We start from the raw sequence: 23,994 nt of genomic DNA, 5'->3' as shown, positions 1-23,994 counted from the left end.
AAAGCGTCGCCGGAAATTAATTCCAGCGACGCTTTGTTTGCTATGTAAGAAAAAAAAATCTTAGTTTTTCACAGGAGCGATGTCCATCAACTTCATGAATTCATCCAATTTAGGCATGATGATAATCTCTGTTCTTCTGTTTTCTGCTCGTCCAGAAACTGAAGCATTGGTGGTTTTCGGATTGTACTCACTTCTTCCTCCGGCTGTGATTCTCGCTGGATTTACACCAAATTTCGTTTGAAGTAATTTCGCCATAGAAGTTGCTCTCAAAGCTGATAAGTCCCAATTATCCTTCGGTACGGTAGAAGAATTTAAAGGAACATTATCTGTATTTCCTTCAATCAAAACAGAATACGTATCATAATCATTAATTACTTGAGCAACTTTACCTAGAACATCTTGTGCATTAGGCAAAACATTGTAATCTCCAGTTTTGTATAGCATATTGTCTGAGAGGGAAATTAAAACCACTCCTTTTAGAACTTTCACCTGTACGTCTACATCGGCAATGTTATCTAGGGAACGTTTTAATTTATTAGACAGTGCTAAATTTAAACTGTCATTTTTAGAATTGGTGGAAATCAGTTGCTTGATGTATTTGTTAGAAGAATTAATCTCGCCAATTAATTTGTCAATATTTGCGGATCCTTTTCCACTGTTCGCCAAACACGCATCCAAAGAAGATTTTAATGCATCATTCTGGCGATTAAGCAAAGCATTTTCACTTGTTAAACCTGCATTTGTACCTTTCAATTCTTGGATTTCACGTTGTCTCTCCCCAATATTGGTAATACATTGGTTATAATTCTCATTCATGGCGTCAAACTTTTTTTGGCTTACGCAAGAAGTCAACATTACCGCCATTCCCAGAACAGCTCCAATTTTTCCTAAGTTCATAATTTTTATTTTTAGTGTTCCAAAAATAGGGTTTTGGATTTGTACAGAAAAATTATCTTTGCTAAATGTTCCTTAAAAAATCCTTAAAAATTGCTTAATTTAGAAAGCTTTAAAAGCGCCTTGAAAAGAATTTGCCCCGAAGCTGAAAAGCAAAAATTTTTGCTTGCAATTAGTGGTGGTGCAGATTCGATGGTTTTGCTGCATTTTTTCAAGATTTCGAACTTGGATTTTGAGGTAGCGCATATTAACTATCATTTGCGTGGAGAAGAGTCTATTAAAGATCAAAAATTGGTAGAAAAATATTGCAAAAAAAATAGCGTTCCACTTCATATCTATATAGTTTCTGAAGATGATCTTCAACCAAAAAATTCTATTCAAGAATGGGCAAGAAATCTTCGGTATACGTTTTTTAAGCAAATTTTAGAAGAGAGAAATCTCAATTTTATTGTTACAGCGCACCACCTCAATGATGAGTTGGAAACATTTATCATCAACTTATCAAAAGCTTCAGGAATTAAAGGGTTAAGTGGAATACCTACGAACGAAAATAAGATACTCAGACCCTTATTGGATTTTTCCAAGGAGGATATTTACAAAAGTGCGAAGTTGAATGACATAGAATTTCGGGAAGATTTATCAAATCAGAAAAATGACTATTTGCGAAATAAAATTAGAAATGAGGTGGTGCCTCACCTGATGCAAGTTAATGAAAACTTTCTCTCTAATTTTGGTAAAAGTATTTCATACCTTCAGCAAACGAATCAGTTTGTACAAGAGCAAATCCACTTTATCGAAAATGAAACCATTACGCAGAAAGATTCATATTTTCTAGTGGCGAAAGAAAAGTTTTTTACTCAAAGTCAATTTGTTCAAGTTGAAATGCTGCGCAAGTTCGGATTTAACAGTTCCGTGGAGCTTGAAAAATTACAAAATGCAGCGGTTGGTAAAATTTATAAATCCGTAAGCCATCAAATGACGGTTGACCGTGAATTCTTAATTATCAAAGAATTGAAAGTAGTGCAAGTTGATGAGGTGGAAATACACCTTGAAATCAATAATTTAGGCGAAATTTTGATTCCCGAAAATATCCACCAAGAAATTTCAGTACTTGGGAAAGTTAATTGGAAAATTGGAAAAGAAAATATTCATTTGCCTTTAAAATTAAGAACGAAAAAAGAAGGAGAAGTCTTTTATCCGCTTGGGATGGTGGGGAAAAAGAAAATTTCTAAATTTATTAAAGACGAAAAAATTTCTCTTCTACTTCAAGAAAAAGTTTTCCTTCTTTGCGATGCGGAAGATCAAATATTGGGAGTCCTTCCACTCCGGCAGGACCGAAGATTTTTACCGAAAGGAGATGAACCATTCCACCGCATTTTATTGGCATAATATTTTTTAAAATTTGCCGAAAATCTAAATCGCAATCTTTGATTGCTTCCAAATAACATTGACATTCTATTTATGATCAACAATCTTATTCCTAATTTAAATGAACTCAAACTTCTGCTCCAAAAATTGCAGAATTCTGATTACATAAAACCTCTTACCGTTTTTAATGGTTCTACGATTGGTCAACATTTTCGGCATTTGGTAGAATTTTACAACTGTGCAATCCAATCTCCAATCCACTCGGTTAATTACGATTGTAGAGAAAGAAATCTTCAACTAGAAAATGATTCTCAATATTGCGAAAATCAAATCGACGACCTCATTTCTAGGATTTCTTTGATGGAAAATACAGACCATGAAGTAATTGTAGCAACCGACTTCGGGGATTTTAAAAGTAGTTTTCAAAGGGAATTACTATATGTTTTGGAACACAGCATTCACCATCAAGCTTTAATAAAAATTGGCTTGATAGAACTTAAACTTGAAGAGCTCATTTCCGCAGATTTTGGCGTTGCACCTTCTACCAAAAAATTTAGAAATCAATGTGCACACTAACTTTCATTCCGCAAAAGGAAGGTTTTATACTCACTTCTTCTCGAGATGAGATCGTTTCTCGCCCCACTTTAAGTCCGAAAGAGTATACGCTGCATCAGCAAAATCTTGTATTTCCAAAAGATGAATTAAAAGGCGGTACTTGGTTGGTGATGGGTAAGAATAGAGTGATTTGTGTGCTTAATGGCAGTGAAAAAAAATTTACTTTGAAAGAAAATTATACTGAAAGCAGAGGAAAATTGGTTTTAAATCATTTTAAATTTGAAAATTCTGAGCAGTTTCTAGAGGAAACTTCTTTCGAAAATGTAGCACCTTTTACCATGGTCATTTTCAATTTAGACTTTGAAACTTCCATTGAAGAAATTTCGTGGAATGGATCAGAGAAACAAATTCAATATTTCAATCGCAAGACTTCGAAGATTTGGTCTTCAGCTACTTTGTATTCGAAGGAAAAAAGAGAAGAGAGAGAAATTTGGTTTTCCAAATTTTTAGCTGAAAATAATCTGGAGGAACGTGATTTATTACATTTTCATCAGCAAGAACATACCAGCGAATCAGCCACGAATATTTTAATGAAAAGAAGTGATGGGAAGCAAACCACCAGTATTTCACAAATTAGTGTGAGTGCAAATGAAAACACTTTTTTCCATCATGACCTTCTAAACAATTCAACCTCAAAAATTTTATGGACAAAAGAAGAAATGGATTCGCCATCGCTTTAGCTTGGCCAGAAACTTTTTGTAAACAACCTGCAGCGTGGTACAATCCAATCATGGATTTTTTAAACATCACAACCAACAATCATTATCAGGTTGGACATGCTGCCGTGGTTTTGGTGGATGAAAAAGGTGAATGTCATTATTTCGATTTTGGCAGATATCATGCGCCTTTTGGTTTTGGAAGAGTTCGTTCTGCGGAAACAGATAGTGAACTAAAATTGAAAACCAAAGCTACAATTCAGAATCAAAAAATTCTCAATTTCTTCCAAATTACCACGGAACTTGCTGAAAAGAAAGCTTGCCATGGCGATGGTAGATTATGGAGTTCTTACACTCCCATCAACTTTCAGCGGGCAAAAGAGGTGGCGGAGAAGATGCAGAAGCAATCAGCAATCCCTTACGGTCCCTTTATATTGAAAGGAACGAATTGTTCCAGATTTGTGCGGAATACTATCTTAAAAGGCAATCCAAAGATTACTGTTGCCTTGAAATTAATTTTGCAATATACCTTGACGGCAAGTCCAACTTTAAACGTAACGGCTCTAGGTTTCCCAAACATTTCTAAATCCTCGGGAAAAGTGGAACACCCAAAAGCAGGAAAAATTCTAAAAGACGTTTTATTGTCTCCCCAGAATCCGCCGTCTCCACAAGCGAAATGGTTTGCTGGCGAAGGTGCAGGATCTTGGTTTACCATTGAGTTCAGAAAAGCACAGAAATATAAGGTCAACAAATATGCTCCAGACTTAGAATTGGAGTCGAGTTCTATTATGATTTTAGATAACGAGCGAATCTTTCATGATGAAGAAGATTTTCAGTTGGTATTTCCTTGCAATTCCAAGGAGATTAATGGAATTCAAAACGGCAATCCTCTGTCTTTGCGTAGAATAGAAGACAACTGAGTAAACTATCTTTACAATAGGCAGTATGAAACGGCTTAGTTGGTAGTATTTAATATCTTTGCAGGCTAAATAAGTATTTGAAAAAAGTAAAAATGAAAAAATATCTGATATTTCTATTTGCGATTTGCATTCAATTTTTTTCTGCGCAAATTAAAGATCCAGTAAAATTTAAATACAATATCAACTCACTTCCAAATAATGAATTTGAGGCAGTTTTAACGGCCACCATTGAGAAAAATTGGCACATTTACTCCCAGGATTTACCTGAAGATTCTGGAATTCCCACGGAAATGAAACTCAGTTCCAAAGACGGAATTGTTCTGGTAGGTAAGGTTGTAGAAGTTGGGAAAAAGTATGAAGAATTCTCTGAAGCATTCGGAGCGCAAATTGTGTACTACTCCAACAAAGTACTGTTCAAACAGAAATTTAGACTTAAGAATAATGAAAAGCCAGCTACCGTAATTGCTGAAATCACGTACCAAACTTGTGATGATCGCGTTTGCTTGGCTCCAAATACTTTAGAATTTGAACAAAAAGTAAGTGGAACAGGAAGCAGCGCTACAATTCTACCAACTTCGGCGAACGAAGAAACTGCCACTTCCTTGCCTTTAACGAATTCAGATACTTTAACGACTGCCGAAGTTGATGAAACAGGAAGTATTGAAGCTGTTGCAAAACCGCAAGTAGGATTAAAAGTAGAATCGCTGGATTTTGCGAATCCTCAAACAGATTGTGGAATTGCGCAAGAACAAAATACAGAAAATTTCTGGACCTATTTATTATTAGGATTTTTTGGGGGATTGATTGCTTTATTAACGCCCTGCGTTTTCCCCATGATTCCACTCACCGTTTCGTTCTTCACGAAAGGCAATAAAGATCCTTCAAAAGGCAAAAGAGACGCATTCATATATGGATTTTTTATCCTTCTAATATTTGTTTTGCTCAGCGTTCCTTTTCATATTATTGATGGAATTGCAGGAAATATTTTCAATCAAATTTCTACAAGCGTTTGGCTGAACGTTACTTTCTTTATCATTTTTATATTTTTCGCCGGGAGTTTCTTCGGGTATTATGATATCACTTTACCCAGTTCCATTGCGAATAAATCCTCCAAGGCAGAAGATGCTGGTGGAATTATCGGGATATTCTTCATGGCTTTAACCTTGGTGATTGTTTCTTTTTCCTGTACCGGACCAATCCTGGGAAGTTTGTTAGGAAGTGCGGTGACGGGCTCTGCCAATGTTCCCATGTTGCTCACTTTTGCGCTTGCTGGATTTGGATTAAGCTGGGCGATTGTTTTTGGATTGTTGGCTTTGTTCCCACAAGCATTGCAAAGTTTGCCAAAATCTGGTGGTTGGATGAATACTGTGAAAGTTGTTTTAGGATTTATAGAATTAGGTTTAGCGCTAAAATTCTTGTCTAAAGCAGATTTGGTTTCTAAAACATTCTTTTTAAAGAGAGAATTATTTATTCTCATCTGGATTATCATTGCGATTGCTTTGGTGCTCTATCTCTTCGGGAAAATTAGATTTCCACATGATGATAAAAAAGCAAAAGTTTCTTTGACCAGAAAATTATTTGGTGTCCTTGGAATTGGATTTGTGATTTATCTGATCCAGGGATTATTTCCTGCAGAACGGCCTACCCTTTCCAACTTGAGTGGAATTTTGCCTCCAATTAATGTGAGCTATCTGCATAAAGAAGGAGATGGAATTTTAGGAATGCAACCATCACATGATTATTTTGAAGCTTTAGAAATTGCGAAAAAAGAAAATAAACCCATTTTGGTAGATTTTACCGGTTATGGGTGTGAAAACTGCAGAAAGATGGAAGAATTTGTTTGGAGTGAACCAGATATTCTACCCATTCTTCAAAATGAAATTGTTTTAGCCTCGCTTTATGTAGATGATAAAGAAGAGTTGCCAGAAAGTGAGCAAACTTCAATTGACATGGGTAATGGTCAGAAAAAACGAATTAAAACAATTGGCGATAAATGGAGTTTATTCCAACAGATTAATTTCAATAACAACTCGCAACCGCATTACGTTTTGGTTTCTCCAGACGGAAAAGTGATCAACACACCCATTTCGGGATATATGCCAAAAGAGGATTTCAAAAAATTCCTGGAGTGTGGTATTGCTTATTTTAAAAGTGGAAAGTAGGGACGAATAGAGGATAGATAATAGACTTATGGTCTTGATATAAAAATAACCGGCAGTAATTGTCGGTTATTTTTTTGTAGAAAATTGTCTTGTTGAAAACAGACGATTCAGGAAGCGAATAATACCATTCAGAATTTTTATTTTTGAGAAGTAAGCCGATCAATTTACTTTCGCACCATAATTAAACAACATGAAAACAAAATTCTTAGGACTTCTTCTAATCGTGGCTAATTTCATTTTCGTTAAGGCGCAGATGGATGACAAATTCTATTTTCCCAGTAAAAATTTAAAAGCAATTGAATGGGTGAATCAGCAAGAAATACAATTTACAGTAGAAAGCGATACGATTAATGCCATTATTTTGAAACCTGTAAAAAACGCGAAGGCAACCATTTTTTATTTTCATGGTGCGGGTGGAAACATCAGTAATTACGGTCCAATTTTAACACCGCTTCTCAATGACAATTTTCAAGTTATTTTGGTGGTTTTCCGTGGGTATGGTAAATCGAGCGGAATACCAACACATAAAAATATAGCTACCGATGGAGAGAAAGTCTTTACGAAACTCTCTAAAATGGACGGCATTAAAAACACGAAAAAGATTATTTACGGGGCCTCGATAGGGACACAAATCGCCACTCACTTAGCGAAAAACCATGAGACAGAAATCAGCGGTTTGGTTTTGGAAGGAACCATTGCATCTTTTGGGGACATCGCTGCGGTTTACGCGCCGGAACATAAAGATTATCTCGAAAGCAATTTTGTCTCACCTTATTCAGCGAAGGAGGACATTAAATCTATAACAAAAATTCCAAAACTTATTATTCATAGTAAAGAAGATAAAGATGTTCCTTATGCTCAAGGAATTAAAGTGTTCGGAAACGCGCCAGAACCGAAACATTTTATAGAATTCCAAGGAGAACATTTATTTGCCTTGAAATATGAAAGCGAAAAAATTCTGGGACAAATTAACAAAATGATTGCGCCTTGAACCACAAAAAGCCATCGATAAACGTTGGCTTTTGTATATATAAGTGTACTTTGTTTCTAGCCCGGATTGAACGGTTTGTTTGAGCTCTCCCGCTGCATTTGAGCGGGAAGCGAGCCGAGAAAGCCGGACTGATCTTCGGAAAAAGAAAAAATCTTTAAGCTCCGAAATTTTTTAGTTGGTCATAGGAACGCTATTAAATCCAATTGAAGTTTTTACAGAAACATCTGTAGTCGGAGATTTTTTCAAAACGTAAACCATTTTCGCTTGTACATTTCCTGCTTTCATCAACTGATCAAATCGTTGAGAAGAATTAACGTCTAATGAAAGTGAACTGCCTACATTATCTGGAATAGATTCTCTGGAAGCAACTAAAGTTTCATTACTTCCACCGTTAGAAAGATATATTTTTACAGAGCTGAACATTCCCAGACTGTTGTTAGAATCTACAGAAACCGTAGCATTAGATACACGAATATCTTTCACATTGGCTCCGGAACCTGTCAATTGATTTACACTTTGTGCTACAGATACGTTAGACAACTGTACGTTTGCAGGTGAACCAGCGGTTACCAAAACAGTAGCGTTGTAGGGAAAAGTATTTTGTAGAATAGAAGAAACGGTTGAACAGCTTACTAATGTTGCGGTAGCAACGACTGCGGATAAAAATAAATTTTTCATATTGTTAAATTTTTTAGGTAAAACCTTCTATTCAGAAATTAGACCAAATGAGGTCTTTAACATAAGATTAACTTTAGAATGTTGCCGATGGAAAGCTTCTTGCACTAAAAAAGTCTAACCTTAAAAATTTATATTATGATATCTGAAAAAATGAAAAACTCCGACTTCCATAAATTTTTTGTTGACGAATTAAAAGATTTGTATTGGGCGGAAAACGCGTTGTTAAAAGATCTTCCAAAAATGCAGGCTGCAGCAACCAGTGAAGAACTTGCGAAGGGTTTTGAAAAGCATGCAGAGGAAACAAAACAACATATTTCTAGATTAGAAAAAGTTTTCGAAAGTTTAGGAGAAAAAGCAGAGGGAGTAAAATGCGAAGCAATGGAAGGAATTCTGAAAGAAGGCAGATCCATTATTGAAGACACAGCAAAAGACACCATGATCAGAGATGCCGGATTGGTTTTAGCCGCACAAAAAGTAGAACATTACGAAATTGCGACGTACGGAACTTTAAAAGTTTTCGCAAGTCACATGGGACATAGAGAAGCGGAAAGATTATTGGCAGAAACACTGGATAATGAGAAAGCTACAAACGGATATTTGACTGGTTTGGCAGAGCGATTCATCAATGCAAAAGCAGTTGCAGAATAATGTAAAACCTATTTAAACTTGTAAAATCCATCTTGATGATGGATTTTTTTTGTCCTACTTTAGCGTTACGTTAAATTTTCCTGTTGTTTCACCAGAGGCCATATTGTTTTTCCCTATCATTAACCAAATTTCTCCGCTTTCCTTAATATCGTAAACAAGATCCCGGCTGAAAGGTCCATCCAGAGTTCCGTTTGGCAATTTGATCTGATTGAATCGAATGTTCATCTGCGGATTTGAAGGATTAATTTGTCCATTTATTTTTTTTCCGCTGAAATTTTTTATTTTGAGGATGAGTTCGGATTGATCTGCGGTGAATTCCTCTGTGATTTTTAAAGGAATCATGTCTCCATTGAGCGTTTTTACGATTTTATTGCCTTCAAGTACGCGGAATGTTTTTGAGACTTCCTTCAGTGTCGGATTTTCGTTGAGTTTAATCACACCCTGTTCCACGGGCTCCACGAGATTTTCAACCACAATTTGATCGGACGCTTTTAAAGAATCTTGGTTTTCCGTGGTTTTGGTGACTGAATCTTTCTTTGTGCAGGAGATGATAAGAAGTGGAAGTATTAAGAGGATTTTTTTCATTGTTGAATTTTTAAGTTGGATGTTATTAAGTATCAGACTTGATGCCATTAATTGGCTGAAATTTCATTTAAGTTAATTACAATAATCAACGTAAATGAAAATCGTACCGTTTTTAATTAAGTATCTTTGGATATCAAATTTTTAAAGATGTTTAAAAAACTTCGGAATAACATGGAAAAAGAGTGGTTTGGCGTTCTCACCAGAATGGGCGCGAAACTTGGAATTCCCGTGTCTAAACTGCGGGTGTTTTTCATCTATTCCACTTATGCTACTGCTGGAATTTTTTTCATCATTTATTTAACCTTGGCTTTTACGCTTTGGATAAAAGATATGTTTATTACCAGAAGACCCAGCGTTTTTGATTTGTAAGTGACCTCCTTAGATCAAGTAATTCTTCGGCTTAGAATTTGTTTAGGACAGCGTAACCTAAATTCACAAACTTTCATGGAATATTTACACGTTACGTCTTTTGACGATTTTCGCGCACAAGAAATTTATAAATCTTACACAGAAACTTTTCCGCCGGATGAACGGCGAAATGAAAATCAGTTTCGTCAATTATTCAGTAAGCAGAAAGTAAAAGTTCTCACCGTTCTTCATGAATTAGAAAACATAGGATATTTGATTTGCTGGCAAATGACGGACTTTATTTTTCTGGAACATTTTGAAATTTTCTCCGAATTTAGGAGCAAAAAATATGGACAAACTATCATTTCTGATCTGTTCAAAGATTACACGCATATCGTTTTAGAAACGGAACCTGCAGCGTTTAGCCCTGAAGCAAAACGCAGAATTTCTTTCTATGAAAAAACAGGTTTCGGTGTTATTGATGAGCATTACGTACAACCTTGCTATGAGGATGGAAAAAATTCTCTCGACCTTTGGTTAATGGCGAACTGGAAACCGGAAAAAACGGACTGGATCAAAGAGGAAATATATGATGTGGCATATTGTTAAAGTTTAGCCGCATGCGTTTCTAACATCTCTATAATTTTTGAAGTTTTTTTGTCAGATGAAATGCCGTACCCGTTTACTAATGTACCTTTCAAATCATGCTTCGCAGAGGAAATAACGTAAAGAATCGCTTGATCATCCGGATCAGATATTCCCTCAAAACGATAAACTTTTTCAATAAGAAACTCATCTGGAGAAAGTTTTATATTCTCGTTATGACAAGTAATACATTCCTCCAGAATATTAAAATCGTGGATATATCCCAATTTAATTAAGCCATTTATGGTCTCAGACAAAGTTCCGAAACTTTCTTGCAAAACATTATTATTCATTTTTTTAACTTTAAATGTTTATCAATTCATAATAAATTAATTCACTTCGTATTCCAATTTGATTGTGATATTCGCTTCTTTATCTTTGGAGGAGGTGTTAAAAGTTCCGCCGTAGGAATACTCTTCTGTAGAATTAGGGGCCGTAATTTGCGTAATTCCCATGGTCGCTTTTTTTAAATTTCCGAGTTTTGACCCTGAATTTTCCGCAATTTTTTCCGCGCGTTGCTTCGCGTCTTTTGTAGCGTCGGCAATCATTTGATGTTTAACATCAGCTAATTTGGTATAAAAATAATTTGGAGGAGAGGAAGTGAATTCAATTCCTAAATTGATGATTTCTGTAATATTACGGGAAAGATTTTCCACTTTTGCTACCTCCTTACTATCAATGGATACGGTTTGAGAAAGTTGATACCCATTAAATGTTTGTATGCTTCTTCCGTTGGCATCGGAGCCATAATTAAATTGTTTCTGAATATCCACCGCAGAAAAAACCATTTGATTTTTCGGAATTCCTTTAGAAATTAAATAATTTTCAATCACTTTTTTATCATTGGCGAGTTCGTCATAAGCAGATTTCAGTTCAAAACTATTTCGGGAGAAATTTCCACTCCATGCAATAAGGTCTGAGGTAAATTTATTAGAACCCAATCCTGTTACGGAAATGGTATTTTCACCTTGATTTCTATTTTTAATGGCGCTTCCTAAAAAAGCAAGACCTATAATAAACCCTGCAGCTGCAATAGCGATAACGATAATATTTCTGTTCATGAAAATGTGTTTTTAAGTACTTAAAGGTAGTCATTAATTGGCGAAACCCCAGAAAGGAATTTTCGAAATACTCTTTTCTCTGAGCGAAAAATTCATCGGCCATTATTAAAAACTCAGCTAAAAAAATTAATTGCTAAAATCTCCAATTTTAAAATTGAATGCTCGATAATTTCGCAGTAAGTATTTCGAAAGAAATCTTATCGGTTTAGATATATTGGGAACGTTTCTTCTAGCAGCAAAAGTATTTTGGAGACATTTCTCGCTTTGATGTATTTGATGAAATCAGGTCTCTGAGAATAGGAATACTGGAGGAATTCTGGGATTTCTTTCGCGGGAATATCCATTTCTGTAAAATAGTCGGCGGGGACTTTGGACTGTATCCAGGCGATATTTTCCTGCAGATCTTCATAGCGGTAAAGGCGTTTCTTTTTCTTTGCCCTTCCACTGATGACGTCATAAACAGCCTGAACATTAACCATGGGCGGAATACGAAGGAGCGGTTTTAATATATCTTCTTTTGCATCTGCCACTTTTTCCCGCGGTTTTTCAGGTGGTCCCGGAACGCCAATTTCTCTTTGAAGCTGCTCAACCGGATCAAAGCGCGTTAAATTTCTAGAGTCCTGGTTTAAATCTCCAGTTAGGCGCACGGGAGAAACATTTACTTCCTCAATTTCTGCAGCGATCCTGATCAAAGAAATCATGAAAGGTGAATTAAATTCCCAGGAATTTACAATCTTGGAAGACCGTTCAAACCTTCCCGCACAAAACGCAATCCTTGACTGGGCTTTGCTTCAATGGTAAATTGACCGTTGAGATCAGTGTAGGCTTTTTTCTCAGTTTGCAGATTAAAAACCAAAACTGCAGGAAGTGGATTCTGATCTTCGTCCGTAACAATTCCGTATAATTGCTGGGAAAAAAACTGGAGGGAAAAGCACAAAAATAAGAACAGTAAAATACGAGTTATTAAGATCCGAATTTATGCGTTTTCTGATATTCTACAAACGCGATCTTCAATTCCGTTTCTATGGCAACACGGTTGAAATTCTTGTGAAATCTTTTGGCAAGAGATTGATTTTGATCTGCATACGCCAGAAAAATCTCAAAATCATATTCTGAAAGTCCATAATTTTTATAATAATTCAAGTCGATGACATCTTTTACACGACGGTAAAAGTCTTGCACTTCTGCATAATTGGGTGGCGTGAGCGGTTGACTCGTTGCTTTGTTTAATAATCCTTTCAGGGCAGAAACAACTCCCAATACATTTACTTGTCCAGCTCCATAATTTGGCGGAGCAAAAGAGGAAGGCATCTTATTCTGCGGAGTAACCTCTGCTAAAGGCTTCATCATATATAGATTCATTTCCTTGTTCAATTTTTCTGTTCGTGCAGGGGTTTTAAAGTAGGTCAAATCTTTTTTCAGATTTCCACTCGGTTGAAAAGCGATGACTACTTCTTCTATATCAAAGGGAAGTTTACTCAATGTAACCTGAAGCGGTTTAGAAAAATTTACTGCAGCAACTTTCACGACTAGCCTTTCAAAACCTGATTTGACCATGCGGATTTCATCACTTGGAATTGCGGAAATGATAAAGTTGCCAGAAATATCAGTTTGCGTGAGTTCTTCTGTGCGCGGATTGTAAATATAAGTTTGAGGTATATTATCCTGTACTTCATTTTTTACATTACCGACTACATATTGCGTTTGGGCGGAAAGAAAGGTGAGGGAACAGAGAAGAAATAGAAAAAGTAATTTTGTTTTCATGCAGGAAAATTAGTACCGTAAATGTAGTTGGATAAAAGGCCGCAATCTTCTTTTGCAATTTCGTTGAACTGAACTTTAACCGTCTTTAACCGCTTTTATGATTTATTTAGAATTTCAGGATTTGTTTTTAGTTAAGGTTTTTAAATATTCAGCAATTGTACACACCAAATGATTAAGCTTGACTAATCATAATTTATTTACGAGACTTGATCGACTTTAGTTTGTCGGAAGTTATTGTCAATGAGTTCAACTCTGAACAGAAGGCGCGAACTGCATAAGGGATCGCAGCGGAAATCCTTTTTTGTCTCGTCCTTAGTCGAGACAAAAAAGATTGTAACGGAGAGCCCGACCTGAAGAAGGAAATGGGCGCGAGCCGCCGAAGGCGGAGAGCGCCCATTTCCCGACTGAAGGATACGCCCAAATTCAAATTCCGCTCATTTTAAATGAATTTATTTTTAGAAATAATTTGTTTATCTTTGGGGTCTTACAAAAACATGGGGTTGACTGGTTTCGACAGCAAGATCAATGGGTAAGTAAGCATGCAGAGAACCGTAGCGCGATCTCTTTAATCCCTTGCTACACAATTTTAACTGGCGACCAAGAGTTTGCTCTTGCAGCTTAATCCGAATTACAGTAGGATTCAGCGCTCTCCCGAAGATAGTAAGGAGGTAAGATATCCCACAGAAGTTCTGTTTCGCGACGTCTGATTCCGGGGTATAGCAATGCGGAAATAAGGTTTTAGTTGCTTCGGCTAATCCACGAAAATTTCAGGAGATAAGTTGTAAGTTGGGTGTCTGTGCTCTGTTTGCAATCGAAAATTAAATGCAGAATAAGCATGTAGAAGTCTTATGTGTTGCTTGTTTGGACGAGGGTTCGAATCCCTCCAACTCCACCAATACACTGTAAATGAGTAATTTACAGAATTTAAAAATTAAATCAGGAACTGTCGTTCCTGATTTTTTATTTTTAGTTTTTCAATTCAAATAATTTTAGAAAAACATCATTAGTTTTCAAACTTGAAAAAAAATATAGTTGAATATATCATTGTATGACTTTCTATTTCAAGAGCGGTTTTAACACATCCCAAACATTATCCGCCAAAATTTCATGACCTTCTTTTGTAGGATGAATTCCATCTGCTTGATTTAAATCTGCTACACCACCAACATTATCCAGTAAGAAAGGAATTAGAGTAACATTGTTTTTTTCAGCCAATGCAGGAAATATATTTTTAAATTCTGTGGAGTAAGATTGACCCATATTCGGGGGAAGTTGCATACCCGCCAAAACAATTTTTGCGGATGGATATTTTGTCTTTACCGCATCTATAATGCCTTGCAAATTCTTTTTTGTCTGTTCCAAAGCCACTCCTCTCAAACCGTCATTGGCACCCAATTCTAAAATGAAAATTTTTGGTTCTTCATTTAAAACCCACTCAATTCTATTGATGCCGCCAGAAGTTGTTTCGCCACTTACGCCAGAATTGATAATGGTATAATCCAAATTCAAAGAATCTATTTTGTCTTGAATGAGACCTGGAAAAGCATTCTTAACATCTTCTAAACCGTAACCTGCAGTTAAACTATCACCAAAAACAATGATCTTTTTTGATTGCGTATTGGGGGTATTTTTAGCAGTTCCTGTTGAAGATGTTGCGGAAATGGTTTCCTTTTTGCCATTCTCGGGTTTGCAAGAACTTAAGAATAGCAGTGCGAAAACACAGGTAAACTTTACGAAAACATTTAGATTTATTTTGATGGATTTAAAGAACAATTGGTTATTTTTCAAAGTCAGCATATTATAGAAAATATTTAAATAAAATTAATGTCAAATATATTAAAGATTAATGGTTTAGAAAAAACTTACACGAGTGGTTCTAAAAATTTAACAGTCATTAGCAATATCTCCTTTGAAGTAGAAAAGGGTTCTATTTTCTCTATTGTCGGACCTTCTGGAAGTGGAAAAACGACCTTACTTGGTCTTTGCGCCGGTTTGGATTATCCAAGTGCGGGAACGGTTGAACTCTGCGGGACACCTTTAGAAAATTTGAATGAAGATGAGCGCGCTGCCTTAAGAAATAAAGAAGTCGGTTTTATTTTTCAGAATTTTCAATTGTTGCCAACGTTAACCGCCTTAGAAAATGTGATTGTTCCTTTAGAATTGCAAGGTGAAAAAAATGCAGCAAAATTTGGAATTTCCTTATTGGAAAAAGTTGGTTTAGGCGACCGTTCGCATCATTATCCGTCGCAATTATCTGGCGGTGAGCAACAACGGGTGGCCTTGGCGAGAGCCTTTTCTAACAAACCTTCCATTCTATTTGCAGATGAACCTACCGGAAATTTAGATGAAGAAACTGGGGAGAAAGTTATTCAATTGCTTTTTGATTTAAACAAAGAAACAGGAACAACTTTGGTGATGATTACCCACGACTTAGATTTAGCCAACCGCACCCAGCAGATTTTACGCTTAAAAGGTGGAAAAATTATTTCAAACGAGAAAACAAGCACTATTTAATGGACCATAAGAATTCAAAATTAAATTTTCCGTGGCTTTTAAAAATGGCTTGGCGAGACGGTAAAGCGAGTCTTTCTCGATTGATGCTTTTCATGGCCTCCATTATTTTGGGTATCGCAGCAGTGGTTTCCATTCAATTGTTCAGTGAAAATTTAAAGCAAAACATCCAACTTCAGTCTAAAGCTTTAATGGGTGCTGATTATGTTATAGACAGCAAGCAAGTACCTTCCAGAAAAGTTTTAGCGATCATCGATTCTTTAGGAGCAGATGCAGCTGAAGTCAACTTTGTTTCGATGGCTTCTTTTCCTAAAAATGATGGAACAAAACTCGTGAAAGTGCGGGCAATGGAAGGATCGTTTCCTTTTTATGGCGATATCACAACTGTTCCAGGTGATGCTGGCAAAAATTACCAAACTGCAGGTGGCGCTTTGGTAGATGCCACTTTATTACTACAGTTCAATATTTCCCCAGGAGACTCCATAAAAATTGGCGAATTAACGCTACCTGTCTTGGGTACTTTGCAATCTATTCCGGGAAGCACCGCAATTTCTTCTTCAGTAGCGCCAACGGTTTTAATTCCCTTTAATCTAATAGAGAAAACCGATTTATTACAATTGGGAAGCAGAAAAGAATACCAATATTTTTTTAAAGACCCAACAGCAAATCTAAATCTCTTAAGTGAAAAACTGAATCCTATTTTAGAAGCTGAAAATGCTAATTTAGATACGCACATCAGCACCAGTGAACGTTTAGGAAAACGCTATGATAATGTGAGTAGATTTTTAAATTTAGTAGCATTTATCGCACTCTTATTGGGTTGTATTGGAATTGCAAGTTCGGTGCATATTTACATCAAAGAAAAATTGAAAAGTGTGGCTGTGCTCAAATGTTTGGGTGCTTCACGAAAACAAACTTTTCTTATCTTTTTAATTCAAATCATCGTCATCGGTCTTGTGGGTGGAATTATTGGCTCTGCCATTGGAACTGGTTTACAATATGCCTTTCCTTATATTTTACAAGAGTTTTTACCTTTTAATGTTAAAGTAATTTTATCCGTTCAACCAATAATAATGGGTATCTCTTTAGGTATTTTAATGTCGGTATTATTTGCTTTATTACCTTTATTAGGCACTTGGTATGTATCGCCCTTGGAAGTTTTGAGAGGTGCAGAAGACAATTTAAAGAAACCTAAATACGCACAAATTGCAGTATTTCTTCTCATCATCATTTTTATATTTCTCTTTTCTTTTTGGATGTTGAAAGATGCGGTAAATGGCTTGATTTTCACGGCTGGTATTTTTATTACCATTGCGATTTTAGCTGGAGTGGCACATTTATTCATTCAGTTGATTAAGAAATATTTCCCGGCATCTTGGGGTTATACAAAACGGCAAAGTTTGCTCAATTTATTTCGTCCAAATAATCAGACGATGGTACTTATTTTAGCCATTGGTTTAGGGACTTTCTTAATCAGTACATTGTATTTTACGAAAGATATTTTACTCGCAAAAACATCTATCAATAATAAAAAAAGTGAAGCCAATGTTATTTTGCTCGATGTACAAGCCGAACAAGAAACTGCCTTGCTCCAAACTTTTAAAAATAAAAATTTAGAAGTCATTGATAATATTCCAATTATCACCATGCGTTTGGAAAGCATTAAAGGTAAATCTGTGAATGAAATTCGTGTGGATAGCACTAAAAATAAGCGCAACTGGGTTTTAAATCACGAATTTCGAGTGACTTACAGAGATCAATTTTCGGACACGGAAGAATTAATAGAAGGGAAATGGACACCAAATGCCACTCCTGGAAGTCCTATTCCAATTTCCATTACGGATAATATGGCGGAAGATGCTGATTTAAAATTGGGAGACCAAGTGGTATTTAATGTTCAAGGTGTTCTAATGGAAACTGTTGTAGGCAGCATTCGGAAAGTAGACTGGACGAGTATGCAAATCAATTTCATGGTGTTATTTCCAACCGGAGTTTTAGAAAAGGCACCTCAATTTAACGTGATGACAACTTATGTTCCCTCCAAAGAACGTTCTGCAGACTTGCAGCGGGACTTGGTTCAGCAATATCCAAATGTTACCATTTTAGATTTGCAACAAGTATTTACCATTGTGGAAGATATTTTAGATAAAATTTCCTGGATTATTAATTTCATGGCTTTCTTCAGTATTCTTACAGGATTAATTGTGCTCGTTGGTTCTGTTCGAAATAGCAAATACCAACGAATTAAAGAAAGTGTTCTATTGAGAACTTTGGGTGCAAAAAGCAAACAGATTTTACAAATAACGGCTTTGGAATATGTTTATTTAGGATTATTGGGAAGTTTAACGGGCGTTTTATTATCCTTAGTCGGCAGTCAATTATTAGCGCTATTTTTATTCAGAGAACCATTTATTCCTTCAGCCATACCGTTCTTAGTTTTTCTACCGGCAATTACTTTATTGGTAGTTTTGATTGGCTTAAGCAATTTAAAATCTGTTTTAAACAGTCCTCCCTTGGAGGTTTTGAGAAAGGAAGTTTAGCATGTAAACTTTCATCAACTCAATTATAAACTATTTTTTTGAAAAAAAATCCCCAATATAAAAATTGAGGATTTGTTATTAGAAATAAATTTTTATAATTGTGGTCCTGCCGCAATTAGTTTTTTCGCTTCGTCATTATCGCAATATTGTTCGAAGTTTTTGATATATCTTGCTGCTAAATCTTTCGCTTTTGCTTCCCATTCAGATTCGCTTGCATAGGTTGCGCGTGGATCCAAAATTCCTTCAGAAACATTCGGTAAAGAAGTTGGGATTTCTAAATTCATTACTGGGATGGTAATTTTTTCTGCTTTGTCAATTGAACCATCAATAATGCCATCAATAATTGCACGCGTATCTTTTAAAGAAATTCTTTTTCCCGTACCGTTCCAACCCGTGTTCACCAAATAGGCTTTTGCATTATGCTCTTTCATTTTACCTATTAAGGTTTTGGAATACATGGTTGGATGCAAAGTTAAAAATGCCTCACCAAAAGCGGGAGAAAAAGATGGTTCTGGTTCTGTAATTCCTCTTTCAGTTCCGGCCAATTTAGAAGTATAGCCACATAAAAAGTGGTATTGAGCCTGATCTTCATTTAAAACAGAAACCGGAGGCAAAACTCCAAATGCATCTGCAGAAAGGTAAACGATTTTTTTCGCGTGTCCTGCTTTTGAGGGCAATACAACTTTGCTGATATGATAAATGGGGTAAGAAACTCGGGTATTTTCCGTGATCGAATTATCTGTATAGTCGGCTTCACCTTTGTCATTGACCACTACATTTTCCAATAAAGAATCTCTTCTAATGGCTTTAAAAATGTCTGGTTCTTTTTCTTCGGTAAGGTCAATCACTTTTGCATAGCAACCACCTTCGAAGTTGAAAACGCCGTTATCATCCCATCCATGCTCATCATCACCGATCAAGTATCTTTTTGGATCTGCAGAAAGTGTTGTTTTTCCTGTTCCAGATAAACCGAAGAATAATGCTACATCGCCGTCTTCACCTACGTTTGCAGAACAGTGCATTGATGCCATTCCTTTTAGGGGCAGGTAATAGTTCATCATGGCGAACATTCCTTTTTTCATTTCTCCACCATACCAAGTTCCACCAATAATCTGCATTTTCTGCGTAAGGTTAAACATGACGAAATTCTCTGAATTCAATCCTTGCTCTTTCCAGTTTGGATTGGTTGTTTTAGAACCATTCATTACGATGAAATCTGGCTTGCCGAAATTTTCAAGTTCATAATTAGAAGGACGAATGAACATATTGGTAACAAAGTGCGCTTGCCACGCCACTTCCATAATAAATCTTACTTTTAATCTGGTGTCTGGATTTGTTCCACAAAAAGCATCAACTACATAAATTTTATCTGAAGAAGAAAGTTGCTTCAAGACTAATTTTTTACAACTTTCGAAAATTTCGGGTGTGGTAGGCAAATTCACTTTTCCATCCCAAAAAATAGTATCTCTACTCACCTCATCTTCTACAATAAAACGGTCTTTTGGCGATCTCCCTGTAAACACGCCCGTTTTCACTGCTACAGCACCGGATTTTGTATTTACACCTTTTTCAAAACCTGCATTTTTACCAGACATTTCTGCTTCGTACAGCTCTTCGAAAGATGGATTATAGGAAACCTCATCGTATCCTGTTATTCCTAAATCATGGAGTTGCTGAATAATTTTAATGTTCTTCATATCGTCTATATATTTCTACGTTTTATTTAAAAACAAATTTACTATTTATTAAAAGTAATGATGTTTTAAAATTACTGATATTAGTCAGAATCCACAAGAAAATTAATTTTTGATATTTAATTGGTAATCAACTAATTATCTTATCATAAGAAAAGAAGGTTGAAAAGCCTTTGTCCCGAAAATAGGACTCGAAACCAGAAAATTTTGCCGTCATTACAAAATCGCCGCCCCAAGCGCCAAGGCTTTTCACAAATACCGGACAGTCTGAAAAACACTGTTCTTTCACAGTTTTCAAACCGAGAAATCCTGATAATTTAGTCTCGTGAATTTCCATTAATGCTGAAAATTCTGCCAATGTCTTACACTTTACAACTTGCTTAGTAATTTGAGAAAATTCTTCCACCAAGCTGGTAGAATTTTCTTTGGAACGATAGAGGTCAATTCCTTCCCTGCTGTTTTGTTTCGCATTTAAATGCACAAATAGTAAGTCCTGCTTAAAATCTGGTTCATAATTAATGACTTCAATGTGCCGATTATTTTCAGAATTTCGGTAAAGAAGTGCAGTTTTTTTTTGAGCTACCGCAATATCATAACCGCTGCCGCCTAAATTGTTTTCATTGAGAGTGAATGCATCAATTTCTGCCCACGCAGCAAGGTTATTCATCAAAGTAGAGCTGCTTCCTAAGCCAAAATTGGAGGGAAACTGAAGGTTAGTTTTTAAATGATAAGTGTGTGTGTTTTTAAACTTCGAAGGAGAAAGTTCTTGAATATTCTTTAAAATCTTTAGAATAAAATCTGCGGATTCCGCTTTATTGGTTTCAATAATTTCCCAAGTGCTGTAATCAATTTTAATCTGAAGCCAAAGTTGATTTTGATGGTAGGCAGACCAAATGATATGGGAATTGCCATCTATAATTTCCTCATAAAAAAACTCTTGCCCCCATTTTGTAGGTACGGCAAGAGCCAATGCGCCATCTAAGACCACATATTCTGAGGTGAGCAACAATTTTCCCGGGGAAAAAACTTTACCCTTCATTTAATTTTTTATAGTGCAGAAGTAATAATAGCTTCTGAACTTATTTTTTTTATTAAGCCCTGTAAAGTTTTGCCAGGTCCTACTTCAATAAAAGTTTTGGCGCCGTCTTTTACCATATTTTGCACAGATTGTGTCCATTTTACGGGACCTGTTAATTGCTTTATGAGATTTTGCTTAATTTCTTCAGGATCCGTAATGGCAGTAGTGGTAATATTTTGATAGACTGGAATCATGGCATTCCGGAATTTTGTTTTTTCAATGGCCGCTGCTAATTTTTCCTGGGCAGGTTGCATTAAAGGAGAATGAAATGCGCCATTCACAGGAAGCATCAATGCTCTTTTTGCACCGGCTGCTTTCATCTTTTCGCAGGCTGCTTCTACCGCAGAAGTTTCGCCAGAAATGACCAATTGTCCGGGACAGTTGTAGTTCGCGGGAACAACAATACCGTCAGTTGAGGCACAGATTTCTTCTACTTTTTCATCTGGCAAACCAAGAATTGCTGCCATTGAACTGGGATGTGCGTCACAGGCTTCCTGCATCGCTTTCGCGCGGGCAGAAACCAAGCGCAGTCCATCTTCAAAAGATAAAACTCCATTGGCAACCAGAGCAGAAAATTCTCCGAGAGAATGCCCTGCAACCATTGCTGCGCCTAAACCGTTCACCGTTTTAAGCATGGCAACGGAGTGAATAAAAATAGAAGGTTGTGTAACTTCGGTCTTTTTTAAATCTTCATCTGTTCCTTTAAACATCAAGGTTAGAATATCAAATCCCAAGATGTCATTTGCAGATTCCATGAGGTCTTTAACGTCTTTCCGGGAATCATAAAGTTCTTTTCCCATTCCCACAAATTGTGAGCCTTGGCCAGGAAATACAAGTGCTTTCATATTTATATTTTAAACGGACGTGGTGATTAGTTGGCGAAGAACTTCATTTAGTTTGGTACTAAACGTACTACGCGATAACCTTTGTTAATGTAAGTTCCAGTTTTGGTTTTTTCAAATTCAAATTTGGTCGCCAACTGGGTTTGTACTTTGTTTATTTGTTTGAAGATTTCTCCTTTTTTATTCTCGCGGCTTAACATATCGTTCATGATATCAAATCCGATCACTGAATATTTAGAGGGAGTTTTACAATATTTTTTCTTGTACTCTTCTAAAATTTCCTTTTCGAAGTCTCCATCCATGTTAACTTTTCGATCCATTAAATAAACCAAATTAGCTTGACTTAATTCATCCACTTTTTTTTCAAAAATAGGATAGTAAAACATGCTGAAAGCTTTCATGTTCTGAACTTCTTTGGACAATTCAATAACTCGGTTGGCAAAATCAGTACCCTTAGAATCATCGTCATTTACTGATATCGCGATAATTGGAGCAGTTTGACCGGTCATCATATTTCGATCTACTTGGATTTCCGAGGCGTTGTTAACGACCATGACTAATGGTTTCTTAAGCTCACCTTCCAATTGCGCTTTCAAACTATTGGCTCTGGATTTGTCAGTATCTGCAAGAATATAAATTTTTTGATCAGAATAAATGTCTTTTACTTCCTTCACAATCCTTTCGACATAAACAGATTCTTTGGTCTCTATCAAGATCAAATTATCAAACTTCATCAAATCATCTGAATTAGCAAAAGGTGCAACCACGGGAATTTTTGAAGTTTTAACATAATCTAAAACTTGTAAAACACTTGATTTAAAGAAAGGTCCAACAATTAAGTCGGTGTTATCTCTATTAATTTGGCTTAAAGAGTTTTTAAAACTTTCCGCATTGCCCGCATCAACTACTTTCACATCTAATTTCTGTCCGCGTTTTGCGTTTCTTTCGATAGCTAGTTTTGCACCGGAAAGAAAATCCAGAGAAAGTGTTCTATATTTAGAGTCATTCGTGTCAAATCCGAAGGGTAACATTAGAACTATATTAAGTGCATCCCCATATTTTTTAACGTAACCTGCATCTAATTTTTTAATTTTTAATATTTGACCAGATTTTAATCCGGCAGATAATTGAGGGTTTAAACTAATTAATTCATCTAAAGAAATTCCAAACTTATTCAAAATTCCGAAAACAGTATCTCCACTCTGCACTGTGTACGTCACGAAATCATCTTCCACAGAGGTGGAAGTATACTTATTGACAGGTTCGGTTTGAGCAACGGTTGAAGTTTGCGTTTGCGGCGAAGTATTTTGCACGTCAGATTTAATTTTAATTACTGAACCTGGTTGTAATCCTTTCGCTTCTAAACCTGGATTCATCGCAAATAATTCTGATTGCGAAACATTAAATTTTCTGCTTAGCTTGTAGTAATTATCTTTTGCCTGAACCTGGTATGAATCATTTGTTAAAGCTTTTTCTACAATAGGTTCTACAATAGGTTCTACAGTTTGCATTACTGGTTTTTTCTCTTCTACAACTACTGCAACAGCTTGGTTACCTCCGTATTTGTTAATCTGCGCTAACGGTAAAGTCACCTGATCCCCAATTTTCATGTTGGAATCTAAATCCGGATTTAATCTGCGAAGTTCTGTTTCAGAAATCTGATATTGCTTCGTAATACCATATACGGTTTGTTTCGGTTGCAAAGTTATTTTGCCAAATTCACCTGCTGTAGACACTGCTTTTACAGTAGCGTTTTTAGGCGTGTTTTTCACAGAATTTTGAACAATTAAAACATCGCCAATTGCCAATTTTCCGTCTTTTGTTTTTGGATTGAGCTGGTATAATTCTTCCAGACTGATGTTGTATTTCTTAGAAATATTGTAAGGATTATCTCCTTTAGAAACAGTATGTGTTTTCTGGGAATAAAGGGAGGAGAAGGCGATTAAACCTGATATATAAAAAAATTTCTTGATCATTTTTATGTGATATATTTA

At 36.0% G+C, this 23,994-nt stretch carries 24 protein-coding genes and 1 other RNA gene; 12 read left to right on the top strand and 13 right to left on the bottom strand.

Annotation, left to right across the window (positions count from 1 at the left end):
- Nucleotides 1-60: 60 nt before the first annotated feature.
- The gene (locus tag RCH13_RS07780) at nt 61-897 is read right to left on the bottom strand and encodes an OmpA family protein (RefSeq protein WP_326986672.1); all 837 of its coding nucleotides are present in this window, start codon (nt 895-897) and stop codon (nt 61-63) included.
- A 90-nt stretch (nt 898-987) separates the two neighbouring features.
- Between RCH13_RS07780 and tilS the strand changes: the two genes are divergently transcribed.
- The 6 genes from tilS to RCH13_RS07750 all read left to right on the top strand — a co-directional run bounded on the left by tilS (nt 988) and on the right by RCH13_RS07750 (nt 7,606).
- On the top strand, nt 988-2,283 hold the full coding sequence (tilS, locus tag RCH13_RS07775; protein ID WP_326986671.1) for a tRNA lysidine(34) synthetase TilS: 1,296 nt from the start codon (nt 988-990) through the stop codon (nt 2,281-2,283).
- A 42-nt stretch (nt 2,284-2,325) separates the two neighbouring features.
- Nucleotides 2,326-2,838, top strand: a complete 513-nt coding sequence (locus tag RCH13_RS07770) for a hypothetical protein (RefSeq protein ID WP_326986670.1) — start codon at nt 2,326-2,328, stop codon at nt 2,836-2,838.
- On the top strand, nt 2,826-3,557 hold the full coding sequence (locus RCH13_RS07765) for an NRDE family protein (protein ID WP_326986669.1): 732 nt from the start codon (nt 2,826-2,828) through the stop codon (nt 3,555-3,557). Before RCH13_RS07770 ends, RCH13_RS07765 begins: the two co-directional genes overlap by 13 nt.
- Complete coding sequence (locus tag RCH13_RS07760; protein ID WP_326986668.1) at nt 3,521-4,453, top strand: DUF6695 family protein; 933 nt, start codon at nt 3,521-3,523, stop codon at nt 4,451-4,453. Before RCH13_RS07765 ends, RCH13_RS07760 begins: the two co-directional genes overlap by 37 nt.
- A 92-nt stretch (nt 4,454-4,545) precedes the next feature.
- The gene (locus RCH13_RS07755) at nt 4,546-6,615 is read left to right on the top strand and encodes a protein-disulfide reductase DsbD family protein (RefSeq protein WP_326986667.1); all 2,070 of its coding nucleotides are present in this window, start codon (nt 4,546-4,548) and stop codon (nt 6,613-6,615) included.
- 190 nt (nt 6,616-6,805) lie between these two features.
- The gene (locus RCH13_RS07750; protein WP_326986666.1) at nt 6,806-7,606 is read left to right on the top strand and encodes an alpha/beta hydrolase; all 801 of its coding nucleotides are present in this window, start codon (nt 6,806-6,808) and stop codon (nt 7,604-7,606) included.
- 171 nt (nt 7,607-7,777) lie between these two features.
- On the opposite strand, the gene RCH13_RS07745 is transcribed toward RCH13_RS07750, so the two are convergent.
- A complete protein-coding gene (locus RCH13_RS07745) occupies nt 7,778-8,284 on the bottom strand; it encodes a hypothetical protein (protein WP_326986665.1) in 507 nt (168 codons plus the stop codon).
- Nucleotides 8,285-8,434: 150 nt separating this feature from the next.
- Here RCH13_RS07745 and RCH13_RS07740 point away from each other — a divergent pair, with 150 nt between their 5' ends.
- Nucleotides 8,435-8,932: a YciE/YciF ferroxidase family protein gene (locus tag RCH13_RS07740; protein ID WP_326986664.1), complete on the top strand. Its 498-nt coding sequence runs from the start codon at nt 8,435-8,437 to the stop codon at nt 8,930-8,932.
- 54 nt (nt 8,933-8,986) lie between these two features.
- Here RCH13_RS07740 and RCH13_RS07735 read toward each other — a convergent pair whose 3' ends face one another.
- Nucleotides 8,987-9,517, bottom strand: a complete 531-nt coding sequence (locus tag RCH13_RS07735) for a hypothetical protein (RefSeq protein WP_326986663.1) — start codon at nt 9,515-9,517, stop codon at nt 8,987-8,989.
- A gap of 147 nt (nt 9,518-9,664) precedes the next feature.
- Between RCH13_RS07735 and RCH13_RS07730 the strand changes: the two genes are divergently transcribed.
- Nucleotides 9,665-9,886 (top strand): PspC family transcriptional regulator, encoded by a 222-nt coding sequence (locus tag RCH13_RS07730; RefSeq protein ID WP_326986662.1) that lies wholly within the window; start codon nt 9,665-9,667, stop codon nt 9,884-9,886.
- Nucleotides 9,887-9,961: 75 nt separating this feature from the next.
- On the top strand, nt 9,962-10,474 hold the full coding sequence (locus RCH13_RS07725) for a GNAT family N-acetyltransferase (protein ID WP_326986661.1): 513 nt from the start codon (nt 9,962-9,964) through the stop codon (nt 10,472-10,474).
- Here RCH13_RS07725 and RCH13_RS07720 read toward each other — a convergent pair.
- From RCH13_RS07720 to RCH13_RS07700, 5 genes are all read right to left on the bottom strand, one after another.
- On the bottom strand, nt 10,471-10,803 hold the full coding sequence (locus RCH13_RS07720; protein ID WP_326986660.1) for a phosphoribosylpyrophosphate synthetase: 333 nt from the start codon (nt 10,801-10,803) through the stop codon (nt 10,471-10,473). The two genes, RCH13_RS07725 and RCH13_RS07720, sit on opposite strands and share 4 nt — an antisense overlap.
- 36 nt (nt 10,804-10,839) lie before the next feature.
- A complete protein-coding gene (locus tag RCH13_RS07715) occupies nt 10,840-11,571 on the bottom strand; it encodes an SIMPL domain-containing protein (protein WP_326986659.1) in 732 nt (243 codons plus the stop codon).
- A 197-nt stretch (nt 11,572-11,768) separates the two neighbouring features.
- Nucleotides 11,769-12,272 carry a hypothetical protein gene (locus tag RCH13_RS07710; RefSeq protein ID WP_326986658.1) on the bottom strand — a complete coding sequence of 168 codons (504 nt, stop codon included), beginning with the start codon at nt 12,270-12,272 and terminating at the stop codon, nt 11,769-11,771.
- A 26-nt stretch (nt 12,273-12,298) separates the two neighbouring features.
- On the bottom strand, nt 12,299-12,508 hold the full coding sequence (locus RCH13_RS07705) for a carboxypeptidase-like regulatory domain-containing protein (RefSeq protein ID WP_326986657.1): 210 nt from the start codon (nt 12,506-12,508) through the stop codon (nt 12,299-12,301).
- A gap of 26 nt (nt 12,509-12,534) precedes the next feature.
- Complete coding sequence (locus RCH13_RS07700) at nt 12,535-13,335, bottom strand: hypothetical protein (RefSeq protein ID WP_326986656.1); 801 nt, start codon at nt 13,333-13,335, stop codon at nt 12,535-12,537.
- Nucleotides 13,336-13,831: 496 nt separating this feature from the next.
- On the opposite strand from RCH13_RS07700, the gene ssrA reads away from it, so the two are divergent.
- Nucleotides 13,832-14,230: a transfer-messenger RNA gene (ssrA, locus tag RCH13_RS07695) on the top strand.
- A gap of 161 nt (nt 14,231-14,391) precedes the next feature.
- Here ssrA and RCH13_RS07690 read toward each other — a convergent pair.
- Nucleotides 14,392-15,132: an arylesterase gene (locus RCH13_RS07690; RefSeq protein WP_326986655.1), complete on the bottom strand. Its 741-nt coding sequence runs from the start codon at nt 15,130-15,132 to the stop codon at nt 14,392-14,394.
- 27 nt (nt 15,133-15,159) lie between these two features.
- On the opposite strand from RCH13_RS07690, the gene RCH13_RS07685 reads away from it, so the two are divergent.
- Both RCH13_RS07685 and RCH13_RS07680 read left to right on the top strand, forming a co-directional pair.
- A complete protein-coding gene (locus tag RCH13_RS07685; protein ID WP_326986654.1) occupies nt 15,160-15,849 on the top strand; it encodes an ABC transporter ATP-binding protein in 690 nt (229 codons plus the stop codon).
- A gap of 44 nt (nt 15,850-15,893) precedes the next feature.
- Nucleotides 15,894-18,386, top strand: coding sequence for an ABC transporter permease (locus RCH13_RS07680; RefSeq protein ID WP_326986692.1), 2,493 nt, complete (start codon nt 15,894-15,896; stop codon nt 18,384-18,386).
- A 92-nt stretch (nt 18,387-18,478) separates the two neighbouring features.
- Here RCH13_RS07680 and pckA read toward each other — a convergent pair whose 3' ends face one another.
- From pckA to RCH13_RS07660, 4 genes are all read right to left on the bottom strand, one after another.
- Entirely contained in the window at nt 18,479-20,083 is a 1,605-nt protein-coding gene (pckA, locus tag RCH13_RS07675; protein ID WP_326986653.1) for a phosphoenolpyruvate carboxykinase (ATP), read from the bottom strand.
- A 127-nt stretch (nt 20,084-20,210) separates the two neighbouring features.
- Nucleotides 20,211-21,119, bottom strand: coding sequence for a GYDIA family GHMP kinase (locus RCH13_RS07670; RefSeq protein WP_326986652.1), 909 nt, complete (start codon nt 21,117-21,119; stop codon nt 20,211-20,213).
- A gap of 8 nt (nt 21,120-21,127) precedes the next feature.
- Nucleotides 21,128-22,003 carry an ACP S-malonyltransferase gene (fabD, locus tag RCH13_RS07665; RefSeq protein WP_326986651.1) on the bottom strand — a complete coding sequence of 292 codons (876 nt, stop codon included), beginning with the start codon at nt 22,001-22,003 and terminating at the stop codon, nt 21,128-21,130.
- Nucleotides 22,004-22,050: 47 nt separating this feature from the next.
- A complete protein-coding gene (locus RCH13_RS07660; protein ID WP_326986650.1) occupies nt 22,051-23,976 on the bottom strand; it encodes an amino acid ABC transporter substrate-binding protein in 1,926 nt (641 codons plus the stop codon).
- Nucleotides 23,977-23,994 lie beyond the last annotated feature (18 nt).

Source organism: Chryseobacterium sp. MP_3.2 (assembly GCF_035984805.1).
Taxonomy (GTDB): Bacteria; Bacteroidota; Bacteroidia; order Flavobacteriales; family Weeksellaceae; genus Kaistella.
The sequence above is the reverse complement of the archived record's forward strand: the minus strand, read 5'-3'. Positions and strand labels throughout refer to the sequence as shown.